Source organism: Pseudomonas sp. LBUM1669, from assembly GCF_059695705.1.
This window is the reverse complement of the sequence record NZ_CP166784.1, coordinates 3680743-3706329: the sequence shown is the minus strand read 5'-3', so window position 1 is coordinate 3706329 and position 25587 is coordinate 3680743. Positions and strand designations below refer to the sequence as shown.

Genomic DNA, 25587 nt, shown 5'->3' with positions numbered 1-25587 from the left:
CCGTTCGAGGGGGCCGGTCAGGTTATCGGGGTACTGATGAAGGCCTCAAGCTTTTCCGCCTGCGCGGTGAATTCGGCTATGTGCGGGTAGCGTGAGGCGTCGACTTGATCCGGAGTGACGAGGTTGGTGAAGCTCCAGGCGACGGCGAGGGTGATGCCGTCTTGGCCGATCAAGGCACCGTTTGCCAGTGGCTGCTTTTCCAGCTCGCGTTCAAGCGCTGAATAGGCTGCGGCGAGTTGGCCTTCGACGCGCTCAACCCACGGCTGGTATTGAATTTCGGCGGGGCGCAGGTTGCGTTCGTAGTAAAGCTGCACCGACTTTTCGCACGCTGCCAACCCGAACCCGATCAGGCGCCATGCGCGCAGTCGTTGCTTGAGGTCGCCGGGCATCAGGCTTTTGCCGGGGCCGGCCAGGGCTTCGAGGTAGTCGATGATCAGTGTCGAGTCGATCAACACTTCGCCGTCGTCCAGCACCAGGGTCGGGGCCTTGACCACAGGGTTGATCTGCTGGAAGTGCTCGAAGTGGCGGAACACTGAAACCGACTCGTGCTCCAGGTCGATGCCCAGGTGTCTGGCGGAAATGGCCACGCGCCGCACGTAGGGCGAATCCAGCATGCCGATCAGTTTCATTGAGCCGCTCCTTCAGGTGTCCATGTCGGGATGGACTACCTTAGCTGAGGTTCGGCGACCTGCAAACGGCGTTGGCTTAATCCTCGAAACCGACTTGCTCGTGTATCTCGTCGACCTTCAGTTCCAGGCGATAGGCCACGGCGATGAACAGCGCCTGGCACAGGCACAGCGTTGCGCTCAACGAGCGGAAGGCGAACGAGCTGCCTTCGTTGACCAGCAGCACGGTGTTGGCGCGTTTGGCCAGGGGTGAAAGGTTGCTGTCGGTGATGATCAGGGTTTTCGCCTGGTTGTGCTGGGCGATGCGCAGGCAGTGTTGGGTTTCCTTGCCGTAGGGCGTGAAGCTGATGGCGATGACCAGGTCATTGGCGCGCACGCTGCGCATCTGCTCGCGGTAACTGCCGCCGAGGCCGGAGACCAGGTGGATGCGTTTGTTGGTGTGTTGCAGGTTGTAGACCAGGTAATCGGCGACGGCGAAGGAGCGGCGCACGCCGACCACGTAGATGTTGTCGGCGTTGACCACCAGGTCCACGGCTTTGTCGAAGGCCTCGTCATCGAGTTCCTGCCCCAGTCGCTCGATGCCGGACAGGGTCGCGTCGATGCACTCGCGGGCGAGGTCGCCGCCGCTGGCCTTCTGCGATTTGTTGGCGATCATGCTGCGGATGCGCTGCTGGTAGTTCTGCACCGGCGTGGTTTTGTGCGTGTACGCCTCGCGGAACAGGGCCTGCATCTCGCTGAAACCGCTGAAACCGAAGCGCTGCGAAAACCGCACGATGGCCGACGGGTGGACTTCGCACTCGCGGGCGATGTCGCTGATGCGGTCGACCATGATCCGGTCGCTTTGCTGGCTCATGTAGCTGGCGATGCGTTTGAGCTGGCGCGGCAGGCTTTCGTATTCGTTGGTGATCTGCTGCAGCAGACGCTCGGCATTGATCGGGGGGCTGACGAGATCGCTGTCGGGCGTGCTCTCGGTCGTAGCCGGCTGATCGGTGCGGGACATAGGGAATCCTTCTGGCTTGTTCTTATAGGGCTGACGGTTGCGTCGTCCCCTGACAATAGGTTGGCTGTGCGCAGTCTACAGGGTAGGCCGGAATAAAATCTTGAGCTTGCGGCCGGCGTGCGGTTTGCTGAAACGATGCACTGTGTCTGGAATGCTTTTGTAAAAGTTTATTGGAAAAAATATTCCACGTAAAAATTATTTGGAATAATTATTGATTGTTCGGTCCCGGTCGTTTTAGTCTGCATCCCACCAAGAGCGTTCGGCGCCTCCATCGCCCCGAACGCAGGCTGATAAAAATAACAGGAGCCAGCATGGGCCAGACTCGTTTTGCCAGTGGGCGTCAATTGGATCTGATTTGCCTGGGGCGCCTTGGCGTCGACCTCTATGCGCAGCAAGTCGGGGCGCGGCTGGAAGATGTTTCAAGCTTCGCCAAATACCTTGGGGGATCGTCCGCCAACATCGCCTTCGGCACCGCGCGGTTGGGCCTCAAGTCAGCGATGTTGAGCCGGGTAGGGGACGACCACATGGGCCGTTTTCTCCTGGAATCCCTGGTCCGTGAAGGCTGCGACGTCAGCGGCATCAAGGTTGATCCGGAACGCCTGACCGCCATGGTCCTGCTCGGTCTCAAGGACCGCGAAACCTTTCCGTTGGTGTTCTACCGCGAAAACTGCGCTGACATGGCGCTGCGGGCTGAAGACATCAGTGAAGCCTTTATTGCCTCCAGCAAAGCCTTGCTGATCACCGGCACCCATTTCTCCACCGACGGCGTCTACAAGGCGAGCCTCCAGGCGCTGGATTATGCCGAGAAGCACAATGTCAAACGCGTGCTGGATATCGATTATCGGCCGGTGCTTTGGGGTCTGGCCGGCAAGGCTGATGGCGAGACCCGCTTTGTTGCGGATCAGAGCGTCAGCCAGCATGTGCAGAAAATCCTGCCGCGTTTCGACCTGATCGTGGGTACTGAAGAAGAGTTTTTGATTGCTGGCGGTTCGGAGGATTTGCTCACTGCGCTGCGTAATGTCCGGCGTTTGAGCGATGCCACGTTGGTGGTCAAACTCGGGCCGCAGGGTTGCACGGTGATTCACGGGGTGATTCCGGTGCGGCTTGAAGATGGGGCGATTTATCCCGGCGTTCGGGTGGAAGTGCTCAACGTGTTGGGGGCCGGCGATGCCTTTATGTCGGGTTTCCTCAGCGGTTGGCTGGAGGACGCCAGCGATGAGCGTTGCTGCCAGTTGGCCAATGCTTGCGGCGGGCTGGTGGTGTCGCGCCATGCCTGCGCCCCGGCGATGCCGACACGCGCCGAACTCGATTACCTGTTCAACAGCCCGGTGCCGATTACCCGGCCAGATCAGGACGCGGTGCTGCAGCGTCTGCATCAGGTCAGCGTGCCGCGCAAACAGTGGAAGCAGCTGTTCATTTTTGCCTTTGATCACCGTGGGCAACTGGTGGAGCTGGCGCAAAAGGGCGGTCGCGACCTGAACGCCATCGGCGAGCTCAAGCAACTCTTTATCAAAGCCGTGGAGCGGGTTGAAGCGGATTTGCGTGAGCAAGGGATCGACGCTGATGTCGGCTTGCTGGCTGATCAGCGTTTCGGCCAGGACTCGCTGAACGCCGCCACCGGTCGTGGCTGGTGGGTGGCGCGACCTGTGGAAGTGCAGGGCTCGCGGCCGTTGGCGTTCGAACATGGGCGCTCGATCGGTAGCAACCTGATTGCCTGGCCGCAAGAGCAGATCATCAAGTGCCTGGTGCAATACCATCCCGATGACGAGCCGTTGCTGCGCCTGGAACAGGAAGCGCAGATCAAGGGGTTGTATGAGGCCTCTCTGGTCAGCGGCCATGAACTGCTGCTGGAAATCATCCCGCCCAAGGATCATCCGTCGACCCATCCGGACGTGCTGTATCGCGCGCTGAAACGCCTCTACAACCTGGGGATTTACCCGGCGTGGTGGAAGATCGAAGCGCAGAGTGCCGAGGAGTGGAAGCAGCTTGATGAGTTGATTCAGGAGCGAGATCCGTATTGCCGGGGCGTGGTGTTGCTGGGGCTGAATGCGCCGGCGGCGGCACTGGCCGAAGGGTTTCAGCAAGCGAGCCAGAGCCAGACCTGTCGCGGGTTCGCGGTGGGGAGGACGATCTTCCAGGAACCGAGCCGCGCGTGGCTGGCCGGTGAAATCGATGATGAGGCGCTGATTGCTCAGGTGCAGGGCACCTTCGTCGAACTCATCGATGCCTGGCGCACGGCCCGCGCCTGACGTGACACCGCGTTATCGTTCTTCGCGGGCAAGCCTCGCTCCTACGGGAAGCCGCGTTGATCTGTAGGAGCGAGGCTTGCCCGCGAAGTCGGCCTCAGACTCAACGGAAATTTAGAAAACAACAAAAAGGTGCAGCCATGCCCGCTATCCGAATTGGCATCAACCCGATCTCTTGGAGCAACGACGACTTGCCGTCCCTCGGTGGCGAGACGCCGCTGAGCACTGCTTTGAGCGAAGGCAAGGAGATCGGTTACGAAGGTTTCGAACTCAACGGAAAATTCCCCAAGGATGCCAAAGGCGTCGGTGACGTGCTGCGGCCTTACGATCTGGCGCTGGTGTCGGGCTGGTATTCCAGCCGTCTGGCGCGCCGTTCCGTGGCCGAGGAAATCGACGCCATTGGCAGTCATGTCGAGTTGCTGGCGAAGAACGGCGCCAAGGTGCTGGTTTACGGCGAAGTGGCTGACTCGATTCAGGGCCAACGCATTCCCTTGGTGGAACGCCCGCGTTTTCACACCGAGCAGGCCTGGCAGGAATACGCCGAAAAGCTCACCGAACTGGCGCGTTTCACCCTGTCCCAAGGCGTGCGCCTGGCCTATCACCATCACATGGGCGCTTACGTCGAATCCCCGGCCGACATCGACAAGCTGATGGCGTTGACCGGCAGCGAAGTCGGTCTGTTGTTCGATTCGGGCCATTGCTACATGGGCGGCGGCGAGCCGTTGCAGGTGCTGCGAAAACACATCGAACGCATCTGTCACGTGCATTTCAAGGACGTGCGCAAACCGGTGGTGCAACTGGCGCGCAACAACCTGTGGAGCTTTCCCGACTGCATCATCAACGGCACTTTCACCGTGCCCGGCGATGGCGATATCGATTTCGCCGCGCTGCTCGAAGTATTGCTGGCCAACGATTACCACGGCTGGCTGGTGGTCGAGGCCGAGCAAGACCCGGCCGTGGCGCCGAGCTACGTCTACGCGAAAAAAGGCTACGACACCTTGCGTGCCTTGCTCGACGAGAGGATTGCCTTATGAGCCTGCTGGTCAAAAGCAACGCCCGTGGCCGGACGATGGTCGAGTTGGGCAAAGGTGAGCTGGATTACGTCGGCTTCGCTGCTTACCGCTTGAGCCTGGGCGAAACCCTGCCGGTGGCGGCAGGCGATAAAGAACTGTGCCTGGTGCTGCTCAGCGGTCGGATCAGCCTCAAGGGCGAAGCGCCGGGGCAGGGCGCCTTCAATTGGGACAACCTCGGCGATCGCCAGTCGGTGTTCGAAGACAAATCACCCTTCGCCGCGTACTTGCCGCCGGGCAGTCAGGCGCAAGTGGTCGCGCTCAGCGATGTGCAAATTGCTGTCTGCGCCGCGCCCGGCTCCAAAGCCGACAACCTCGGCCCGCGGCTGATCAAACCCGAAACCATGAAACGCAGCGTGCGCGGCAAGGGTGCCAACACTCGTTACGTCTGCGACATCCTGCCCGACACCGAGCCCGCCCATTCGCTGCTGGTGGTGGAAGTGCGCACGCCGTCGGGGCACTCGTCGAGCTACCCGCCGCACAAGCACGACACCGACGATCTGCCGCACCAGAGCTTCCTCGAAGAAACCTATTACCACCAGATCAATCCGCCACAGGGCTTCGTGTTCCAGCGCGTCTACACCGACGACCGCAGCATCGATCAAGCCATGGCCGTGGAAAACAGCGACCTCGTGGTCGTGCCCAAGGGCTATCACCCGGTCAGCGTGCCCTACGGCTACGAGTCGTATTACCTGAACGTGATGGCCGGCCCGAAACGGGTCTGGCAGTTCCATAACGATCCGCAGCACAGTTGGCTGCTTGATCTCTGAACTAAAAAGCCTGAATTCCAACATTCGAACGGAGAACAAAAACAATGAGCGACGCCCCGGTCATCGGCCATTACATCGACGGTCAAGTGCAAGACAGCGGCAGCGAGCGCTTCAGCAATGTCTTCAACCCGGCCACCGGCAGCGTTCAGGCGCGCGTCGGGCTGGCCAGTGAAAAGACCGTGGACGCCGCCGTTGCCTCGGCCCTGAAAGCGTTCCCGGCCTGGTCCGAGCAATCGTCCCTGCGCCGTTCACGGGTGATGTTCAAGTTCAAGGAACTGCTCGACCGTCATCACGATGAACTGGCCGAAATCATCAGCCACGAACACGGCAAGGTGTTTTCCGACGCCAAGGGCGAAGTCACCCGTGGCATCGAGATCGTCGAATACGCCTGCGGCGCGCCGAGCCTGCTGAAAACCGAATTCAGCGACAACATCGGCGGCGGCATCGACAACTGGAACCTGCGTCAGCCGCTGGGTGTTTGCGCCGGTGTCACGCCGTTCAATTTCCCGGTGATGGTGCCGCTGTGGATGATCCCGCTGGCGCTGGTCACCGGTAACTGCTTCATCCTCAAACCCTCCGAACGCGACCCGTCCGCCAGTTTGCTGATGGCGCGTTTACTGACCGAAGCCGGTTTGCCGGACGGCGTGTTCAACGTGGTCCAGGGCGACAAGACCGCCGTCGATGCGCTGCTGCAACACCCGGACATCGAGGCGATTTCCTTTGTCGGCTCGACACCGATTGCCGAGTACATCCACCAGCAAGCCACCTCGCGCGGCAAGCGGGTGCAGGCGCTGGGCGGGGCGAAGAATCACATGATCGTCATGCCTGACGCGGATCTGGATCAGGCCGCAGACGCCTTGATCGGCGCGGCTTACGGCTCGGCTGGCGAGCGCTGCATGGCGATCTCGATTGCCGTCGCGGTGGGCGATGTCGCTGACCAGTTGATCGCCAAACTGCTGCCGCGCATCGATCAGCTCAAGGTCGGCAATGGCATGCAGGGCGACAGCGACATGGGGCCTTTGGTGACGGCCGAACACAAGTCCAAGGTCGAAGGCTTTATAGATGAAGGCGTGGCGCAAGGTGCGCAGCTGATTGTCGACGGTCGTGGGTTCAAGGTGCCGGGAGCGGAGAACGGCTTCTTCGTCGGCGCGACGTTGTTCGATCACGTTACGACCGAGATGAGCATTTATCAGCAGGAGATCTTCGGCCCGGTGCTGGGCATCGTCCGCGTCCCGGATTTCGCCAGCGCTGTGTCGTTGATCAACGTCCACGAATTCGGCAACGGCGTGTCGTGCTTTACCAGCGACGGCGGCATCGCCCGGGCCTTTGCGCGCACCATCAAGGTCGGCATGGTCGGCATCAACGTGCCGATTCCGGTGCCCATGGCCTGGCACTCGTTCGGCGGCTGGAAGCGCTCGCTGTTCGGCGACCATCACGCCTATGGCGAAGAAGGCATCCGCTTCTACAGCCGCTACAAAAGCGTGATGCAACGCTGGCCCGACAGCATCGCCAAGGGCCCTGAATTCAGCATGCCGACGGCCAAGTGATTCACCTGTGCGGAGAACAATAACAATGAGCAAACCCCTGCGTTTCGCCCTGAACCGTGTGGTCGCCCCACGTTTGTCACTGCCGGCGTTCATCGACCTGGCGGTGGCCCTCAAGGCTGATGCTATCGAGATTCGCAATGACCTCGCGGGCGTCGAGATTGAAGACGGCACCGCGGCCGAGCGCGTCCGTGAATTGTGCGAGGCCAAAGGCATCAGCGTGCTGTCGATCAACGCGCTGTACCCGTTTGATGTGTGGAATGACGAGCGTCGGGCTCAGGCCTTCAAACTTGCGGCTTATGCGCGTGATTGCGGTGCGCAGGGGGTGGTCATGTGCCCGCTGAATGATCGCGCCGATACTCGTAACGAAGCCGAGCGCGCTTCAGGCTTGCGCACCGCCTTGAGTGAACTGGCGCCGATCCTGCGCGATCACGGCATTCTCGGTTTCATCGAGCCGCTGGGCTTCGAGGAATGCTCGCTGCGGCTTAAACGCACGGCGGTGGAGGCGATCAAGGCTGCCGGTGGGCTGGATGTGTTCCGGTTGGTGCACGACACCTTTCACCATCACCTGGCCGGCGAAACCGAATTTTTCCCCGAACTGACCGGGTTGGTGCGCCTTTCCGGCGTCGAAGATGCCGAGGCACCGTTGGCGACAATCCGCGACGGGCATCGCGTGCTGGTGGGCGAGGGCGACATTCTTGGTAACGCGGCGCAAATTGACAGCTTGCTCAGCGGCGGTTACAGCGGCTACCTGTCGTTCGAACCGTTTGCCGATAGCGTCCATGGCCTGGCCAACATCCAGCAGGCGATCGGCGCGAGCATGAACCACCTGCAAAAATCTCAAGGCTAATGAAGATCCCCTGTGGGAGCGGGCTTGCTCGCGAAAGCGGTATGTCAGGCGACTTAGATGTTGAATGTGCCGCCGCTTTCGCGAGCAAGCCCGCTCCTACAGGGTTTCTTCGTGTATTGAAGGATCGGTTATGACCACAACAAGACTGACCATGGCCCAGGCCCTGGTGAAATTCCTCGATAACCAGTACATCGAGGTCGACGGGGTCCAGAGCAAATTCATCGCCGGGATCTTTGCCATTTTCGGTCACGGCAACGTGCTCGGCCTTGGGCAAGCGCTGGAGCAGGACAGCGGCGACCTGATCGTCCATCAAGGCCGCAACGAGCAAGGCATGGCCCACGCCGCCATCGGGTTCGCCAAGCAACACCTGCGGCGCAAAATCTACGCCTGTACCTCATCCGTAGGCCCGGGCGCCGCGAACATGCTGACCGCCGCCGCGACCGCCACCGCCAACCGCATTCCCTTGCTGCTGTTGCCCGGTGATGTCTACGCCTGCCGCCAGCCGGACCCGGTGCTGCAACAGATCGAACAGTTCCACGACTTGAGCATCAGCACCAACGATGCGTTCAAGGCCGTGAGCAAATATTGGGACCGTATCAATCGTCCCGAGCAGTTGATGACTGCGGCGATTCACGCCATGCGCGTGCTCACCGACCCTGCCGAAACCGGCGCCGTGACTCTGGCCTTGCCACAAGACGTGCAAGCCGAAGCCTACGATTACCCCGATTATTTCCTGCAAAAACGCGTGCATCGCATCGAGCGGCGTCCGGCCACCGAAGCGATGCTCGGCGATGCGTTGGCGCTGTTTAAAGGCAAGCGCAAGCCGCTGATCATTTGCGGTGGCGGGGTCAAATACTCCGGGGCCAACGCGGCGTTGCAGGCGTTTGCCGAGCGCTTCGACATTCCCTTCGCCGAAACCCAGGCTGGCAAGAGTGCGGTCGTGTCCAGCCATCCGCTGAACGTTGGCGGGATCGGCGAAACCGGCTGTCTGGCGGCGAACCTGCTGGCCAGGGAGGCGGACCTGATCATTGGCGTCGGCACCCGCTACAGCGATTTCACCACCGCGTCGAAATCCCTGTTCCAGCACCCGGACGTGCAATTTCTCAACCTCAACATCAGCCCCTGCGATGCCCTCAAGCTCGATGGCGTGCAACTGCTGGCGGATGCCAGAACCGGCTTGCAGGCCTTGGCCGAAGCCTTGGGCGATTACCGTTTCGCGTGGGGCGATCAACCGCGTCAGGCCAAGGCTCAGTTGGATGATGAAGTCGATCGGCTCTATCAGATTGAGTACCAGAGCCAAGACTTTACCCCGGAAATCAACGACTCCATGGACCCGGCGGTCCTGCGCGAGTTCATCGAGCTGACCGGCTCGTGCCTGACCCAGAGTCGGGTGCTCGGCGTGCTCAACCAAACCCTCGCCGATGACGCGGTGATTGTCGCCGCCGCCGGCAGCCTGCCCGGTGACTTGCAGCGCAGCTGGCGCAGCAAGGGCGTGAACACCTATCACGTCGAGTACGGTTATTCGTGCATGGGCTACGAGGTCAACGCCGCATTGGGCGTGAAGCTCGCCGAGCCTGAGCGTGAGGTCTATGCGCTGGTCGGCGATGGCTCATACATGATGCTGCACTCGGAACTGGCGACGTCGATTCAGGAGCGCCGCAAGATCAACGTGGTGCTGCTCGACAACATGACCTTCGGCTGCATCAACAACTTGCAGATGGGCAGCGGCATGGACAGCTTCGGCACGGAGTTCCGCTTCCGTAACCCGGACACCGGCAAGCTCGATGGCGGTTTTGTGCCGGTGGATTTCGCCATGAGCGCGGCGGCCTATGGTTGCAAGACTTACAAAGTGAACACCGTTGAGGAGCTGCAAGCGGCGCTGGCCGATGCGCGCTTGCAGACCGTATCGACGCTGATCGACATCAAGGTCCTACCCAAGACCATGATTCACGGCTACCTGTCGTGGTGGCGGGTCGGCGTGGCGCAAGTCTCCACCAGCGCCCGCACCAATACGGTGGCCAAGACCCTGAGCGAACGACTGGCCAAGGCCCGTCAGTACTGATTGCCCTGAATCGAACAACAAGGAGTCCTTACATGTCATTAAAGTTAGGCGTCATCGGTACCGGGGCCATCGGCCAGGATCACATTCGTCGTTGCAGCCAGACCTTGCTCAACAGCCAGGTGGTCGCCGTCACCGACATCAATTTGCAGCAAGCCGCCAAGGTCGTGTCCGACCTGAAACTGACCGCCGAGGTCTACCCCGACGGCCATGCGTTGATCCAGGCGCCGGAAGTCGAAGCGATCCTCGTCACCTCCTGGGGGCCGAGCCACGAAGCGTTCGTGCTGGCGGCGATTGCGGCGGGCAAACCGGTGTTCTGCGAAAAGCCCCTGGCCGTCACCGCTGAAGGCTGCCGCAACATCGTCGAGGCCGAAGTGGCCTACGGCAAGCGCCTGGTGCAGGTCGGCTTCATGCGTCCGTATGACGAAGGCTATCGCGCACTGAAAGCGGTGATCGACAGCGGTCAGATCGGCGAACCGTTGATGCTCCACTGCGCGCACCGCAACCCGACTGTGGGCGAGAACTACAAGACCGACATGGCCATCACCGACACGCTGATCCACGAACTCGACGTGCTGCGCTGGTTGCTCGACGACGATTACGTGTCGGTGCAAGTGGTGTTCCCGCGCAAGAGCAGCAAGGCCCTCGCGCATTTGAAAGACCCGCAGATTGTGTTGCTGGAAACCGCCAAGGGCACACGCATCGACGTCGAAGTGTTCGTCAATTGCCAATACGGCTACGACATCCAGTGCGAAGTGGTGGGGGAGACCGGCATCGCCAAACTGCCGGAACCTTCGCAGGTTCAACTGCGCAGTGGCGCGAAGTTGTCGAATGCGATTTTGATGGACTGGAAGGATCGGTTTATTGCCGCCTATGACGTTGAGTTGCAGGCGTTCATTGATGGCGTGCGAGCGGGGCAGGTCGGTGGCCCGTCAGCATGGGATGGCTTCGCCGCAGCCGTCGCTGCCGACGCCTGCATCGAAGCCCAAAACAGCGGGGCAATCGTCAAAGTCGCACTTCCAGACCGCCCACACTTCTACGCCTAACGAGGATCCCCTGTGGGAGCGGGCTTGCTCGCGAAAGCGGTGGCACAGTCAACATCAATGCCGCCTGATGCACCGCCTTCGCGAGCAAGCCCGCTCCCACAGGGTCCGCGTACAGCCCGTGACTATATATAAGGAGAATCCACTCATGCGCATCGGACTTGTCGGTTACGGCCATGGCGGCCGGTTTTTCCATGCTCCGCTGATCAGCAGCCTGCCGGCGGCGACGTTCGTGGGCGTGGTCACTCGTTCCCCGGAACGACGGCAGTTGCTGGCGGCCGAACACCCCGGCGTACCGGCCTTCGACAGCATCGGCCAACTGGTGGAAGCCGGCGTCGATGTGCTGGTGGTTTCCACACCGCTCAAGGGCCGCCCGGCGCTGGTGCTCGACGGTATCGAACACGGCGTGGCGGTGGTCAGCGACAAGCCCTTCGCGGCCGATGCGCAGCAAGCCCAAACCCTGATCACCATGGCCGAGCGCCAGGGCGTGCAGCTCAGCGTCTACCAGAACCGCCGCTGGGACTCGGACTTCCTCACCGTGCGCAAACTCATCGAGTCCGGCGCTTTGGGCCGTGTCACCCGTTTCGAGTCGCGGATCGAGCGTTACTCGCCACAGTCGGTAAACAACGGCAGTGGCGGTGGCTTCCTGCGTGATTTGGGCAGCCACCTGGTGGATCAGGCGTTGCTGTTGTTCGGCGAGGTGACACGGGTGTACGCCGAACTGGATTACCTGGAAAAGGACCAGGTCTTCGACAACGGCTTCTTTCTGTCCCTGACCCATGCCAGTGGCGTCACCTCCCATCTGGCCGGCAGTTGCCTGCAAAACACCCCCGGCCCGCGTTTTCGCGTGACCGGCACTCAAGGTTGTTACAGCGTCGATGGTCTGGACGGGCAGGAAGCCTCGGCGCTCGCCGGGCGGTCGCCGAAATCCGAGGGTGAACGCTGGGGCGTGGAAGAGCATCGCCGCTGGGGCTGGTTCGAACAGGGCGAAGTGCGTGAGCGGGTGCCGTCGGAGCGCGGGTGCTGGAATCAGTTCTATTTGCAGCTACAAACCGCGTTACAGAGCGGTGGCCCACTGCCCGTGGAAGCCCGTGATGCACTGGCGACCACCCGCGTTCTAGACGCTGCGCGGCTGAGCTTTGAGCGCCGTCAGGTGGTGGAATTGGGCGCGTTTGAGCGCCCTGGAATAAAATCAGAATAAAATTCTAAAATGAGTTGATATAGAAATAATATTCCAATAAAGTCATTTCCAGCGAACTGCCTCGCACAGGTTTTAAACGCTTTGCCCGCTTGCCCGCTTACTGAAAATCGTCACGCCTCATCCATAAAACCAACAAGAATGTGGAGAAAGACTTTTCATGAAGACCAAGATCCGTTTTGCCTCACTGGCCTTGTCCCTGATGTTCGCCAGCGGCGCTGCACTCGCCGACATGAAGATCGGCGTCAGCATGTCCCAGTTCGATGACACCTGGCTGACCTACCTGCGCGAATCCATGGACAAGAAAGCCAAGTCCTATCCCGACGGCGTGCAGTTGCAGTTCGAAGACGCCCGCAGCGACGTGGTCAAGCAGTTGAGCCAGGTCGAAAGCTTCATCAGCCAGAAAGTCGATGCCATCGTGGTCAATCCGGTGGACACCGCCGCCACCAAAAAAATCACCGAAGCCGCCGTCAAGGCCGGCATCCCGCTGGTCTACGTCAACCGTCGTCCCGATGACCTGAAATTGCCAAAAGGCGTGGTCACGGTGGCGTCCAACGACCTGGAAGCCGGTGAAATGCAGATGCAATACCTGGCCGACAAAATGGGCGGCAAGGGCGACATCGTGATTCTGCTGGGCGACCTCGCGAACAACTCCACCACCAACCGCACCAAAGGCGTGAAAGAGGTGTTGGCCAAATACCCGAACATCAAGATCGAGCAAGAACAGACCGGCACCTGGCTGCGGGATAAAGGCATGACCCTGGTCAACGACTGGCTGACCCAGGGCCGCAAGTTCGATGCGGTCGTGGCCAACAACGACGAAATGGCCATTGGTGCCGCGATGGCCCTGCAACAGGCCGGCGTCGACAAGGGCAGCGTGCTGATCGCCGGTGTCGACGGTACGCCGGATGGCTTGAACGCGATCAAGAAAGGCAGTCTCGCGGTCTCGGTGTTCCAGGATGCGAAAGGCCAAGCGGACGGCTCCATCGACACGGCAGTGAAAATGGCCAGGAACGAACCGGTTGAACAGGCCGTGTGGGTGCCATACCGCTTGATCACGCCGCAAAACGTCGACACGTTCAAATAGCCCGTCCGCCCCATAACAATAATAAGCACGCAAGGTTGCCACCGCGACCTTGCTGATGGAGTACCTGATCATGTTCGCTTCAGCGACTGCTTCGAGCACCCCGTTGGTGGGTATCCAGCCAACCGCAACACCTGTCGATGAGCCGTACCTGCTGGAGATCATCAACGTCAGCAAGGGGTTTCCCGGTGTGGTGGCGTTGTCCGACGTGCAGCTGCGGGTCCGCCCCGGCTCGGTCCTGGCGCTGATGGGCGAGAACGGCGCGGGTAAATCGACCCTGATGAAAATCATCGCCGGCATCTACCAGCCGGACGCCGGCGAACTGCGCCTTCGCGGCAAACCGGTGGTGTTCGACACGCCATTGGCCGCGCTGCAGGCCGGGATCGCGATGATCCACCAGGAACTCAACCTGATGCCGCACATGAGCATCGCCGAGAACATCTGGATCGGCCGCGAGCAGCTCAACAGCCTGCACATGATCGACCACCGCGAGATGCACCGCTGCACCGCGAAATTGCTGGAGCGCCTGCGGATCAACCTCGACCCGGAGGAGCAGGTCGGCAACCTGAGCATCGCCGAGCGGCAGATGGTCGAGATCGCCAAGGCGGTGTCCTACGACTCCGACATCCTGATCATGGACGAACCGACCTCGGCCATTACCGACAAGGAAGTCGCGCACCTGTTCTCGATCATTGCCGACCTCAAGAGCCAGGGCAAAGGCATCATCTACATCACCCACAAAATGAACGAAGTGTTCGCCATCGCCGATGAAGTGGCGGTGTTCCGTGACGGCACCTACATCGGCCTGCAACGGGCCGACAGCATGGACGGCGACAGCCTGATTTCGATGATGGTCGGTCGAGAGCTGAGCCAGTTGTTCCCGGTGCGCGAGAAGCCCATCGGCGATCTGCTGCTGTCGGTGCGCGACCTCAAGCTGGACGGTATTTTCAAAGGCGTGTCCTTCGACCTGCATGCGGGCGAGATCCTCGGCATCGCCGGGTTGATGGGCTCGGGCCGCACCAACGTTGCCGAAGCGATTTTCGGCATCACTCCGAGCGACGGTGGTGAGATTCGCCTCGATGGCGAAGTGGTGCGCATCAGCGATCCACACATGGCGATCGAGAAGGGCTTCGCGTTGCTGACCGAGGACCGCAAGCTCAGCGGCCTGTTCCCGTGCCTGTCGGTGTTGGAGAACATGGAAATGGCGGTACTGCCGCATTACGCCGGGCACGGCTTTATTCAGCAGAAAGCTTTGCGGGTCTTGTGCGAAGACATGTGCAAGAAGCTGCGGGTGAAAACCCCGTCACTTGAGCAGTGCATCGACACCTTGTCCGGCGGCAATCAGCAGAAAGCCTTGCTGGCGCGCTGGCTGATGACCAATCCGCGAATCCTGATCCTCGACGAGCCGACCCGCGGCATCGATGTCGGCGCCAAGGCCGAGATCTACCGGCTCATCTCCTACCTCGCCAGCGAAGGCATGGCGGTGATCATGATTTCCTCGGAGCTGCCGGAAGTGCTGGGCATGAGCGACCGGGTGATGGTCATGCATGAGGGCGACCTGATGGGCACCCTCGACCGCAGCGAAGCGACCCAGGAGCGAGTCATGCAACTGGCCTCGGGCATGTCCGTACGCCATTGAGTCAAGGGCAAACAGAGTCCAAGGGTGAGCAGAGTCCGGGGGTGAACCGGGATTCTGTGGCGAGGGAGCTTGCTCCCGCTGGGCTGCGAAGCAGCCCCAATGTCTCGGACATACCGTAGAACTGGCGAGCGCTACGCACTCGAGCGGGAGCAAGCTCCCTCGCCACAGGTATGTAGTCGATGCCGGAATTCATTAGAAGGGTGAGTGGTTATGAACGCGATACTGGAAAACAAGCCAGCAACGGCACCGGTCAAGAGTCGCCGGCGCTTTCCGACCGAGTTGAGTATCTTCCTGGTGCTGATTGGCATCGGCCTGGTGTTTGAAGTCTTCGGCTGGATCGTGCGCGACCAGAGCTTCCTGATGAACTCCCAGCGCCTGGTGCTGATGATCCTGCAAGTGTCGATCATCGGCCTGCTGGCGATTGGCGTGACCCAGGTCATCATCACCACCGGGATCGACCTGTCATCCGGTTCGGTGCTGGCGCTGTCGGCAATGATCGCGGCGAGTCTGGCGCAGACCTCGGATTTCGCCCGGGCGGTGTTTCCGTCATTGACTGACTTGCCTGTGTGGATTCCGGTGATCGCCGGGCTCGGCGTGGGACTGCTGGCGGGTGCAATCAACGGCAGCATTATCGCCATCACCGGGATTCCCCCGTTCATTGCCACCCTCGGCATGATGGTGTCGGCGCGTGGCCTGGCGCGGTTCTACACCGAAGGCCAGCCGGTGAGCATGCTCTCGGATTCCTACACGGCCATCGGACATGGCGCCATGCCAGTGATCATTTTCCTGGTGGTCGCGGTGATCTTTCACATCGCCCTGCGCTACACCAAGTACGGCAAGTACACCTACGCCATCGGCGGCAACATGCAGGCGGCGCGCACCTCGGGGATCAACGTCAAGCGTCATCTGGTGATCGTCTACAGCATTGCCGGGTTGCTTGCCGGCCTGGCGGGCGTGGTCGCTTCGGCGCGTGCCGCGACCGGGCAGGCGGGAATGGGCATGTCCTATGAGCTGGACGCGATTGCCGCGGCGGTGATCGGCGGCACCAGCCTGGCCGGCGGCGTCGGGCGCATCACCGGCACCGTGATCGGTGCATTGATTCTCGGGGTGATGGCCAGCGGGTTTACCTTTGTCGGGGTTGATGCGTATATTCAGGACATCATCAAGGGACTGATTATTGTGGTGGCGGTGGTCATCGACCAATACCGCAACAAGCGTAAACTCAAGCGCTGAGTCGTAGAACGGACAGCCAATGCGCCACGCCTGACCCGCGTGGCGCAGCCATTTGTCTTCTCTATACAGCCGCTCGATTGAATTTCTTGCTATAAACGCACTCCGATAACCATCGCAAAGGCCGCCATAGAGCACTTTCCGGGCTTTGTCGGACAAATTCGCTGTCTTTTCAGTTGCTGAGGCCTCAAGTCGGCCTTAGACTGCCGGCCCTCGTAAATTGAGTGCCGGGTGGCGCTTGGAATAAACGGCGCCTTTCCGATGGCCAGACCTGGTCCACCGGAACGCTCCCTAATTCGCCTTAATGCACGTTTTTTTATAGAGATATCAATGACAAAGGACAAGTTGCTGGCCATGCCGGCGGATGACTACATGAATGCCGAGCAACATGCTTTTTTCTACGAGCTGTTGCAGAACATGAAAGTCGAAACCCATGAGCGCATCGAACAGAACCGCATCGCCATCGAGAGCCTGGACACTCCAGCCGATCCGGCCGACGCTGCTTCTGTTGAAGAAGAGCGCACCTGGCTGGTGAACGCGATCGATCGCGACCAGCGCATGCTGCCTCAGTTGGAACAGGCTCTGGAACGCATCAAAGAAGACAGCTTCGGCTGGTGCGACGACAGCGGCGAGGCCATCGGCCTGAAACGCCTGCTGATCAGCCCGACCACCAAATACTGCATCGAAGCTCAAGAGCGTCACGAACAGATCGACAAGCACCAGCGTCAGGCCTGATTTCGTAGCGCCCCGCATCGCGGGCAATCCCGCTCTCACGGTTCACGATGAACCTGTAGGAGCGAGGCTTGCCCGCGATGCTTTTTGCCGTCTGCGAAAAGCTCGCGTACTTCTATTGATCTGCTGCAACGCCCACTACTAATGGACCATAGATAATGGCCTTGTAGTGGCGTTTAATGCAGGCACAACAATTAGAAGGTACATGGGGTGACGAAGATGACGAGAGACGGATCTCTGGTTGCGGCAGTGCCTGCACCAGTGTTTTTGCCGAAAAACCTTTGGCTGACGCCAACCCTGCAAAGCATCGCCCTGATGCTCTTGCTGTGTGGCATGGCGCTGGGTTGCTGGTCGCTTTACCTTTGTCTGCCACTGGCGGTGCTGGTGATCTGGCTGCCTCGCCTGCGCTCGCGCGCTACGCCCGAAGCAACAACGGTCGACAGCGCCAGCGCGATCGCCGAGTTGACTCGCGATCTTTCCTACACCACCAGTCATAACGCTTTGTCGGCAGCGGGCGTGGCCTTTTCGGTCAAGCAACTGGCGGACAAACTGCAATCGCAACTCGACGCGGCGGCGCAAATCGTCAGCAATGCCGAAGTGATGATCGCGACCGAACAAGCCACCTCGACACTCAGCCGCGAAGCCCTCAGTGCCGCCAGCGAAGCTCATCAGAGCAGCGCGGCAGGGCGCACGGAACTGATCGAGTCCATCAGCCGCATGCATCAGCTCAGTCAGCGCGCCAGTAACAGCCGTGAACTGATCGAAGCCCTGAGCCTGCGCAGTGACGATATTCAACGGGTCACCCTGGTGATTCAGTCCATCGCCAGCCAGACCAATCTGCTGGCCTTGAACGCCGCGATTGAAGCGGCTCGGGCCGGGGAACATGGTCGCGGGTTCGCGGTGGTGGCGGATGAGGTTCGCGGTCTGGCGGCGCGTACGGCGACGGCAACTTGCGAAGTCGGGGAGATGGTCGCCGATATCCAGCAGCGCACGGCGCAGGTGGTGGAGCAGATCCGGCAACTGTCCAGCGACCTCGATACCGGTGTCGAGCAGGTCGAGCACACCGGACAGCACCTGGAAAACATTGCGCGTCTGGCTGCCGGCGTCGAACATCAGGTCGGGGAAATCGCCAAGGGCGCGGACACCAACCGCGAACAACTCGACAGCCTGTTCCATGCCATCGAACAGATGCGCAGCGACCTGGCGGTCAGCGACCAACAGACCCAACGCCTGGCTCAGGCTGCCGTGCAGATGGAAGGTCAGGCCGAAACCATCAGCGAGCGTCTCGCCGAGGTCGGGCTGGATGACTACCACCAACGGATCTATGACCTGGCCCGCGAAGGCGCCGGCCAGATTGCCGCGCGCTTCGAAGCGGACATCGACCAGGGGCGTGTCAGCCTCGATGACCTGTTTGATCGCAATTACCAGGCGATCCCCAACACCAGCCCGGCCAAGTTTCAGACGCGCTTTGATCGCTACACCGATCAGGTCTTGCCCGCCATCCAGGAGCCGTTGCTGCCGCGCCATGAAGGCCTGGTGTTTGCCATCGCCTGCACCCAGCAGGGTTACGTGCCCACCCATAACAAAATCTTCAGTCAGCCGCTGACCGGCGATACGCAGGTTGATACGGTACAAAACCGCACCAAGCGCAAATTCGCCGACCGCACCGGCATCCGCTGCGGCAGCCATCAACAGCCGGTGTTGTTGCAGACCTACACCCGCGACACTGGTGAACTGATGCACGACCTCTCGGTGCCTATCATGCTTAAAGGCAGGCATTGGGGTGGATTGCGGTTGGGGTACAAGCCGCAGAGTGCTCGCTAGATGCTCAACCTGATAACCGGTGAGCAAGTCTGAAACTCAACTGTGGCGAGGGAGCTTGCTCCCGCTGGGCTGCGTAGCGGCCCCAAGACGGGCCTGCTGCGCAGTCCAACGGGAGCAAGCTCCCTCGCCACAGGTTTATCGCTGACGGAAGACAGGCGGGCTAGTGAACCTGATGCATACGCAAGTTCAGGTCGTCGACCGCCCCAGCCCAATCGGCATCTTCACGCAATTGTTCTTTGAGGAAGCCGGATTGTTGTGGCGTCCAGAAATCGGCATCGATGAGTTTCTTGTCGTTGGCCAAAGGCGAATGGCTGGCGATGAAATCGTCGATGGCTTTCTCGCTGGAGTCCAGACCGAGCTGGTCGAACAAACCTTTCAAGTCGTGTGTAGGTGAATCCATCTTCATCTCCTGGCGGGTCGCGTCGAGTGCGATATCTGAGGTGCGGCTTCATTGCATCTGAGGGGGCCGCGCTTCAGGAGTTCGATTGCGATGTGGGGAAGCAGGAGAGAGCATAGACTGCAAATCCGGCGATCAGGCTTTCAATGCACCTTCATCGACAGCAGTTTTCAGGGCCTGGGCAGCCTCTTTGGCGGCGATGGCGGCGACGTCGGAGGTCTTGAACCAGCGATCTTTTTCGACCTGGTGATACGTCACCGTGGTCAACGGTGGTTTGGCACGCATGACAATGACTGCCTGGAATTCGCCTTCGACCTCTCTGGCTTCGCCCCGGATAAAAAATTCACCGATATCAAATTCCGTCACGTAGCTGCCTTCCCTTGGAAATAGAGTGTTGTGTTGAACGCCGTCCGTCCTGGGGACGGATTTTATTGGTCGGGCAGTATGGCAGTAGTTGCCTGCCGGCGGCTGAGTTAAGTCGCCGGCATGACGAAACGTCTATAGACATGAATGCAGGGGAACGCGTCAGATGCGAGACTCAAGCGAGCGGGCAAGTGCGCAGGCTTCGTTATGGCTGCCGCGGAAACCTCTTACACGACCCGTGGAAATTTCCTTGATATGGAAGAAAGCGTTACCGGCCAGCACGACCTGAAAGCGTGGCAGCAGAAGGCTTTCAGGCTGAAATTCATGCGGCTGGAACACCGCGGGGTGCAAGTGGGTGCAGCTGTTCGCGCGCGTTGCCTGAGGGGAAGCGAAGTGAGTCATGGTGCACATGTGAAGTCCTTTTCATTGTTTTGCCGACGTGTGTACGTCGTTTTGGGTAGTCTCGGTGAGCATCGCTGCTCTAGAATCAGCATCATTGGCTGGCGAATGGTGTTCATCTAAAGCAATTTTTTACTTGCGATATGTCGGAAAAGTGCTTTTTTTAGAGAGTTTTTTCCCTAAAGTTGGTAATCCGGTTTCCTCTGGCTGTAAGAAGGGCGTTTTCCTTCAACATCTGACGACTTTCACAGAGGACGGCGCGAGTGATATTCCAGTAATCTCACTGACCTCGCGAGGCATGAGCGCTCTGCTCGGCTCAAGATTTCAACCCGGGTCTTACGGCAACACTTCGGCATAGCCGCTTTATTCTGCTGTGCGCTTTTTCTGCGTGCGGCATCATTTTCAGATGTGGGGATGTTTCCTTGGCAGTAAGTAATCTCGATATGCATGCTTTGTTCGTGCTGGGTGATTTGCGCGCAAAGCTGGTTAAACAGTTTCAGTCACGTTTCGTTTACATCACCGAACAGAACGCTGAAGGCATTTACATCGCCGAGATCGACACCGAAGAGGCGCTGGTGGTCGATGACAAGCCAGGGCTCAAGCTCAAGGTCGGCGATCATTTCAGCGCTTCGGTTCTGCCCAGTCGTGAAGGCGGCAAGCTCGACATCAAGTTCCGTGAAATCAAACTGACGGTTTACGGGCTGGGCGATTACGCCTTTGTCACCACCGCAGAGGGTCACGCGATTGTGTTCAAGGAAGGTCATAGCGTGGTGATGGTCTTCGCTGCGCACCAGCAGTTGCAGGAAGGCCTGACCAAAACCCTGAAAGCCGTGACCGCTAAAGCAGCCAAGTGGCGCAAAGGCGAACTGATCACGTTCAAGGCCAGTGAGTAATGACCCTGACCCGCGCCGATTTCCACGAACAGAACCAAGCCAGTGCGCACGTCGAAGCCCGGCGACTGTTCGAGCACAAGGCGGTTCTGCAGGGAGGCTGGCTGACGTGGGTGGCGTCACAGATTTACACGCTGCGCCCGGCGGCCTACGCCAGCATGGTAAGAAGAGAGCTGGCACGCTTGCAGGAAACTTCCGAAAATTAAATCACACCCCTCGAAAGCAGGAACCTCTACTACAGTCAGTTGACTGAGTATTCAGAGGCTTGCGGTCTTCTGTCAGGCCATCCTGCTATTGCTGTGAACAGCACGAGGTGCAAAAGCATGAAAGGATTTCGACGGTTATTGGCCGTTGCCCTGGCCACGTTGGGAGTGTTGAGCTCACCCGTTCCGGTCTCCGCGGCACAGGCGCCGATCCACTTCGCCGACCTGAACTGGGAAAGTGGCAGCTTGATCACCGACATCCTGCGGATCATCGTCGAGAAGGGCTACGGCTTGCCGACCGACACCTTGCCCGGGACCACCATCACCCTGGAAACCGCATTGGCCAACAATGACATTCAGGTCATTGGCGAGGAGTGGGCCGGTCGCAGCCCTGTCTGGGTCAAGGCTGAAGCCGAAGGCAAAGTCGCGAGCCTGGGCGATACAGTCAAGGGTGCAACTGAAGGCTGGTGGGTGCCCGAATATGTGATCAAGGGCGACCCGGCCAAGGGCATCAAGCCACTGGCCCCAGGCTTGCGCAGTGTCAGCGACCTGCCCAAGTACAAGGATGTGTTCAGCGATCCGGAAAGCCCGGGCAAGGGACGCTTCCTCAACAGCCCGATTGGCTGGACATCGGAAGTGGTGAACAAACAGAAACTCACGGCTTATGGCCTGAACGACAGCTATGTGAATTTCCGCAGCGGGTCCGGGGCGGCGCTGGATGCTGAGATCAGTTCGTCGATCCGTCGCGGCAAGCCGGTGCTGTTTTACTACTGGTCACCGACGCCGTTGCTCGGGCGCTTCAAGCTGATTCAGCTGGAGGAGCCGCCCTTTGACGCCGAAGCCTGGAAAACCCTGACGGACGCTGACAACCCCAATCCGAAACCGACGCGCTCGCTGGCCTCGAAGCTGTCGATTGGCGTGTCTACGCCTTTTCAAAAGCAGTATCCGCAGATTGCCGACTTCTTCAGCAAGGTCGATTTTCCGATCGACCCCTTGAACAAGGCACTGGCTGAAATGAGCGAAAAACACACCCCGCCACGTCAGGCAGCGGAGGCGTTCATGAAGGCGCATCCTGAGGTGTGGCAGGCGTGGGTGCCGAAGGATGTGGCGGATAAGGTCTCCGCCAGTCTCCAGTGACTATTGTGGCGATGGAGCTTGCCACAGGATTAGCGCCTGGCATCTGATCCTGTGGCATTCCGACAATGCTTTTAAAACCGCGTCTGCACCGCCAATTCAAAAGTCCGCGGTGTCCCGAGGTAATACGCCGGCGACACATGCGCAAACTCGGCATACACCTCATTGGTCAGGTTTCGCACCCGGCCGGTGACGGTGGTGTGCCGGTCGACCTTGTATCTGAGGAACGTGCCGTAGAGCGTGTACGACGGCACCGTCATGGTGTTGGCGCTGTCGGCGAACACCGAGGCCACATAACGCGCATCGACACCCCCTTGCCATTGCGGCGCGAAGTCATAGGTCAGCCACAGATTGCCGACCCGGTCCGGCACGTTGGTCGGCGTGTTGCCCTTGCGTGAAACCACCACGCCGGCCGCATTCTTCTCGGTGAACTCGTCGTATTGCGCATCAACCCACGCGAAGTTGCCCTCGGCCAACAGCTTGTCGGTGATCCGCAACGAACTGGCCAACTCAATGCCCTTCGACGTCTGCTCACCCACTGGAATGCTGAGAGTCGGGTCCAGTGGATCGGTCACTGCGAAATCCTTTCGCTCAATCGTGTACGCCGCCACCGTTGCCGAACCGCGCCCGTCCAGATAATCGAGCTTGCTGCCGACTTCCCATTGCTTACCCGTGGACACGTCAAAATCCTGCGTGCCGTTGGGCTGTTCGGCGGCGGTGCTGTATTGCACGTAGACATTGGCGGACGGAATGAACTGGTAGGTCAGGCCGACCCGGCCGGTCACCGGCTCCCAGCTGCGCTTGAGGTGCCGGGGATTGCTGGCGGTCACGACTCGGTGGTTGGTCACGTCCAGGTCGATGTCGTCATAACGCAGGCCGGTCAGTAACGCCAGTTTGTCGGTCAGCGCCAGGCGGTTTTCGGCGAACAGGGCTTTGGTGGTGACCTCGTTGGTCTTGTCGCTGACAAATCCCGGTCGGGTGCCGGGGATGTCATAGAAGTGCCCCGGCTGAAAGTTGTTCGGGGCGACGGTGCTGGCGCCTTTGACGTTCAAGGGCGAGTTGGTGGTCTGGTTGACCTTGTACTCGAAACCGCCAGACCAGGTGGTGTCCAGGCCAAGCAGCGTGTTGTCGTGGCGCAGTTCGAACTGGTTGCCGTTCTGCTCGCCCTTATGCCGGACCTGATACACCGTGGAGCGGTTCACCGCGCTGTTGTCGGCGTTGTACTGGTAGGTTTCCAGGTTGCGGTAATCGCGCTGGCTGTCGAGGTGGTACAGGGTGTTGCGCAGGGTGGTGCTGTCGTTGATCCGGTAGTCGATGATCGAGCGAACCCAGATCGTGCGTTGCTCGTAACGACCGTCTTCAACGTTGTAGTTGTTGAAGCGGTTGTGCTTGTCGATCTTCAGCTCGCCGGCCTTGGGGTTGAGCACGGGCGTGCCCCAGTATGGACTGTCTTCGTGCTCATCCTGATATTCCAGCGCCAGGGTGTGGGACAGGTTGGGCGTCAGGTCGCTGAGCAGCGAGAACGCGACGCTCCAGGCATCGCGCTCCTGGCGGTCGATGTAGCCATTGCCGGTGTTGTGGCTGACGTCGAGACGCGCGTAGTGCTGCACATCGGCGCCGGCTTCGCTGAGTGCGTGGTTGAGGCCGAACGCGGTCTCGGTGGTGTCATAAGTCCCATAACTGACGCGACCTTCAATCGCTTGCTCTTCGCGGGTCGCGAGTTTGGTCACGTAGTTCAATGAGCCGCCCACGGAGCCGGCGCCATTGATCAGCGACGATGGGCCGCCCACCAGCTCGACCCGATCGTAAATCCACGCATCCACCGGCCGGGCGAGGCCGCTGGAGACGTTGATGCCGTTGAACATCTGGGTGATCTGGCTGCTGGTGAAACCGCGGTAGGAGATGAACCCGCCGAACCCCGGCGGTGCGCTGGCATTGACGCCGGGCAAGGTGTTGGCGGCGTCCTGGAAGTTTTGCGCGCCGTGGCGCTCGATGTCGTTGCGGTCGGCGATGGCCACCGAGGCGGGGGTTTCACGCACGCTCAGGCCCAGACGCGAGGCCATGCCGCTGGATTGATCAAGACTCAACCCCGGCTCAGCCGTCGCTTCGCCATCAATGGTAATGGGTGCAAGGTCGACGGTGGATTGCGCCCAGGCGTTTACAGACAGGCAGCCGCACAGGCTGGCCAGCAGAGGGCTTACTAACAAAGAAGCATGTTTCATCGAGGAATCCTGAATACTTGTCTAGGAAACAGCGCACAGGCAAACGCCACGCGTTGGCGCGGTGGGCTGATCGGAAAAGGCGAAGAAATTCAGGCGAAAGGCGGGGCGCGAGGATTGGCCGAGGGCCAGGTGAAGCGGGCAGGGAGGTCGGCATTGGCGACGACGGCCAAGGGCGGGCTGTGTTGCTCTGGGAGGATCGCCAGGGTCAGGCTGGAGTTGAGCGCAGGGCCCATGCCGCCGGTGGAACATAGCGGGCAGCCGAAGGCTTTGGACAGGGTCGGCAGGTTGTCTTCGGATGTGTTCGTTGAGGCCGGCGCCTGGGTGGCCGGATCAACCGAACAGAACTGGCCGCCGACGCCATTGAGCTGCATCCCGACCATTTGCCCGTGACCGATACTGCAGGCAAACACGTTGAACAGGACGCAGCAATAAAGCATCCAGGCCATCAATGTGCGGTCAGTTCGGGCGAGTTTCATGGAGCGGCACTTTACCACCGCCGATGACAAATACCCTTACAAAATCGTTCAATGAGGTTCATCCTGCTGCGACATTTCACGCTGGATGTCTGAATATGAGCCTAATGGTCGCGCAATGGATTGCAGCAATCTTCCTCTTGATCAGCCTGGTCCACCTGTACTGGGCGGCGGGCGGCAAGGTGGGAAGCGAGGCGGCGGTGCCGCGAGTGCCCAAGGAGGGCGGCGCAGGATCCAGGCCGGCGTTCAAGCCGTCAGGGTTTACCACGTTGCTGGTAGCCGTGGGGTTGCTGTTGATCGCGATGCTGGTGTGCCTGCGGGTCGGGCTGTACTTGCCGACGGTGCATCACCGGTCTCTGCAATGGGTGATCAGCGCCATTGCGATGCTGATGTTTGCCCGGGCGATTGGAGATTCGAATCTGATCGGGTTCTTCAAACAGGTCAAGGATTCGAAGTTTGCCCGGCTCGACACCTGGGCGTATTCGCCGTTGTGTGTGGTGTTGGGGGCCGGGTTGTTAGCCGTCGCCTGGATCTGAAAAGCTTCGCGGGCAAGCCTCGCTCCTACGGGTTTTGGGTCGACCACACGTTGGT

24 protein-coding genes are annotated in these 25587 nt (G+C 60.1%); 17 read left to right on the top strand and 7 right to left on the bottom strand.

What is annotated here, in order from left to right; all coding sequences use genetic code 11:
* Nucleotides 1-17: 17 nt before the first annotated feature.
* On the bottom strand, nt 18-629 hold the full coding sequence (locus ACA051_RS17145) for a glutathione S-transferase (protein ID WP_497371034.1): 612 nt from the start codon (nt 627-629) through the stop codon (nt 18-20).
* A 76-nt stretch (nt 630-705) separates the two neighbouring features.
* Nucleotides 706-1626, bottom strand: coding sequence for a MurR/RpiR family transcriptional regulator (locus ACA051_RS17140; RefSeq protein WP_497371032.1), 921 nt, complete (start codon nt 1624-1626; stop codon nt 706-708).
* Between the two features lie 311 nt (nt 1627-1937).
* On the opposite strand from ACA051_RS17140, the gene ACA051_RS17135 reads away from it, so the two are divergent.
* The 13 genes from ACA051_RS17135 (at nt 1938) to ACA051_RS17075 (ending at nt 18915) form a co-directional block, all read left to right on the top strand.
* A complete protein-coding gene (locus ACA051_RS17135; RefSeq protein WP_497371030.1) occupies nt 1938-3875 on the top strand; it encodes a bifunctional 5-dehydro-2-deoxygluconokinase/5-dehydro-2-deoxyphosphogluconate aldolase in 1938 nt (645 codons plus the stop codon).
* 137 nt (nt 3876-4012) lie between these two features.
* Complete coding sequence (gene iolE / locus ACA051_RS17130; protein ID WP_497371028.1) at nt 4013-4906, top strand: myo-inosose-2 dehydratase; 894 nt, start codon at nt 4013-4015, stop codon at nt 4904-4906.
* Nucleotides 4903-5712, top strand: coding sequence for a 5-deoxy-glucuronate isomerase (gene iolB, locus ACA051_RS17125; RefSeq protein ID WP_497371026.1), 810 nt, complete (start codon nt 4903-4905; stop codon nt 5710-5712). The genes iolE and iolB overlap by 4 nt, the downstream gene beginning before the upstream one ends.
* A 44-nt stretch (nt 5713-5756) precedes the next feature.
* Nucleotides 5757-7259, top strand: a complete 1503-nt coding sequence (locus ACA051_RS17120) for a CoA-acylating methylmalonate-semialdehyde dehydrogenase (protein WP_497371024.1) — start codon at nt 5757-5759, stop codon at nt 7257-7259.
* Nucleotides 7260-7284: 25 nt separating this feature from the next.
* Nucleotides 7285-8106 (top strand): TIM barrel protein, encoded by an 822-nt coding sequence (locus tag ACA051_RS17115; protein WP_497371022.1) that lies wholly within the window; start codon nt 7285-7287, stop codon nt 8104-8106.
* A 130-nt stretch (nt 8107-8236) separates the two neighbouring features.
* On the top strand, nt 8237-10168 hold the full coding sequence (iolD, locus tag ACA051_RS17110) for a 3D-(3,5/4)-trihydroxycyclohexane-1,2-dione acylhydrolase (decyclizing) (protein WP_497371020.1): 1932 nt from the start codon (nt 8237-8239) through the stop codon (nt 10166-10168).
* Between the two features lie 32 nt (nt 10169-10200).
* Nucleotides 10201-11211 carry a bifunctional inositol 2-dehydrogenase/D-chiro-inositol 1-dehydrogenase gene (iolG, locus tag ACA051_RS17105; protein WP_497371018.1) on the top strand — a complete coding sequence of 337 codons (1011 nt, stop codon included), beginning with the start codon at nt 10201-10203 and terminating at the stop codon, nt 11209-11211.
* 145 nt (nt 11212-11356) lie between these two features.
* Nucleotides 11357-12409: a Gfo/Idh/MocA family protein gene (locus ACA051_RS17100; RefSeq protein ID WP_497371016.1), complete on the top strand. Its 1053-nt coding sequence runs from the start codon at nt 11357-11359 to the stop codon at nt 12407-12409.
* 157 nt (nt 12410-12566) lie between these two features.
* Nucleotides 12567-13493, top strand: coding sequence for a sugar ABC transporter substrate-binding protein (locus ACA051_RS17095; protein WP_497303372.1), 927 nt, complete (start codon nt 12567-12569; stop codon nt 13491-13493).
* 70 nt (nt 13494-13563) lie between these two features.
* Nucleotides 13564-15129: a sugar ABC transporter ATP-binding protein gene (locus ACA051_RS17090; protein ID WP_497371014.1), complete on the top strand. Its 1566-nt coding sequence runs from the start codon at nt 13564-13566 to the stop codon at nt 15127-15129.
* A gap of 210 nt (nt 15130-15339) precedes the next feature.
* Nucleotides 15340-16362 (top strand): ABC transporter permease, encoded by a 1023-nt coding sequence (locus ACA051_RS17085; RefSeq protein ID WP_461958470.1) that lies wholly within the window; start codon nt 15340-15342, stop codon nt 16360-16362.
* A 327-nt stretch (nt 16363-16689) separates the two neighbouring features.
* Nucleotides 16690-17094 (top strand): TraR/DksA family transcriptional regulator, encoded by a 405-nt coding sequence (locus ACA051_RS17080; protein WP_010459637.1) that lies wholly within the window; start codon nt 16690-16692, stop codon nt 17092-17094.
* A 216-nt stretch (nt 17095-17310) separates the two neighbouring features.
* The gene (locus tag ACA051_RS17075; RefSeq protein ID WP_497371012.1) at nt 17311-18915 is read left to right on the top strand and encodes a methyl-accepting chemotaxis protein; all 1605 of its coding nucleotides are present in this window, start codon (nt 17311-17313) and stop codon (nt 18913-18915) included.
* Between the two features lie 160 nt (nt 18916-19075).
* Here the strand turns inward: ACA051_RS17075 and ACA051_RS17070 are convergent, their stop codons facing one another.
* The 3 genes from ACA051_RS17070 to ACA051_RS17060 all read right to left on the bottom strand — a co-directional run bounded on the left by ACA051_RS17070 (nt 19076) and on the right by ACA051_RS17060 (nt 20086).
* Complete coding sequence (locus ACA051_RS17070) at nt 19076-19315, bottom strand: DUF2789 domain-containing protein (RefSeq protein WP_497303367.1); 240 nt, start codon at nt 19313-19315, stop codon at nt 19076-19078.
* Nucleotides 19316-19447: 132 nt separating this feature from the next.
* Nucleotides 19448-19678, bottom strand: a complete 231-nt coding sequence (locus ACA051_RS17065; RefSeq protein ID WP_010459643.1) for a hypothetical protein — start codon at nt 19676-19678, stop codon at nt 19448-19450.
* 159 nt (nt 19679-19837) lie between these two features.
* On the bottom strand, nt 19838-20086 hold the full coding sequence (locus ACA051_RS17060) for a hypothetical protein (protein ID WP_497303365.1): 249 nt from the start codon (nt 20084-20086) through the stop codon (nt 19838-19840).
* Nucleotides 20087-20496: 410 nt separating this feature from the next.
* Between ACA051_RS17060 and ACA051_RS17055 the strand changes: the two genes are divergently transcribed.
* From ACA051_RS17055 to ACA051_RS17045, 3 genes are all read left to right on the top strand, one after another.
* Nucleotides 20497-20967 (top strand): hypothetical protein, encoded by a 471-nt coding sequence (locus tag ACA051_RS17055; protein WP_042932119.1) that lies wholly within the window; start codon nt 20497-20499, stop codon nt 20965-20967.
* Nucleotides 20967-21170 (top strand): hypothetical protein, encoded by a 204-nt coding sequence (locus ACA051_RS17050; protein ID WP_403097083.1) that lies wholly within the window; start codon nt 20967-20969, stop codon nt 21168-21170. The genes ACA051_RS17055 and ACA051_RS17050 overlap by 1 nt, the downstream gene beginning before the upstream one ends.
* Nucleotides 21171-21287: 117 nt before the next feature.
* Nucleotides 21288-22304, top strand: a complete 1017-nt coding sequence (locus tag ACA051_RS17045; protein WP_497303363.1) for an ABC transporter substrate-binding protein — start codon at nt 21288-21290, stop codon at nt 22302-22304.
* A 71-nt stretch (nt 22305-22375) separates the two neighbouring features.
* On the opposite strand, the gene ACA051_RS17040 is transcribed toward ACA051_RS17045, so the two are convergent.
* Together ACA051_RS17040 and ACA051_RS17035 are read right to left on the bottom strand one after the other, a co-directional pair.
* Nucleotides 22376-24523 carry a TonB-dependent receptor gene (locus ACA051_RS17040; RefSeq protein WP_497371010.1) on the bottom strand — a complete coding sequence of 716 codons (2148 nt, stop codon included), beginning with the start codon at nt 24521-24523 and terminating at the stop codon, nt 22376-22378.
* 89 nt (nt 24524-24612) lie between these two features.
* Nucleotides 24613-24999: a DUF2946 domain-containing protein gene (locus tag ACA051_RS17035; protein ID WP_497371008.1), complete on the bottom strand. Its 387-nt coding sequence runs from the start codon at nt 24997-24999 to the stop codon at nt 24613-24615.
* Between the two features lie 95 nt (nt 25000-25094).
* Between ACA051_RS17035 and ACA051_RS17030 the strand changes: the two genes are divergently transcribed.
* Nucleotides 25095-25532: a DUF3995 domain-containing protein gene (locus ACA051_RS17030; RefSeq protein WP_497303358.1), complete on the top strand. Its 438-nt coding sequence runs from the start codon at nt 25095-25097 to the stop codon at nt 25530-25532.
* The last annotated feature ends 55 nt before the right edge of the window (nt 25533-25587 follow it).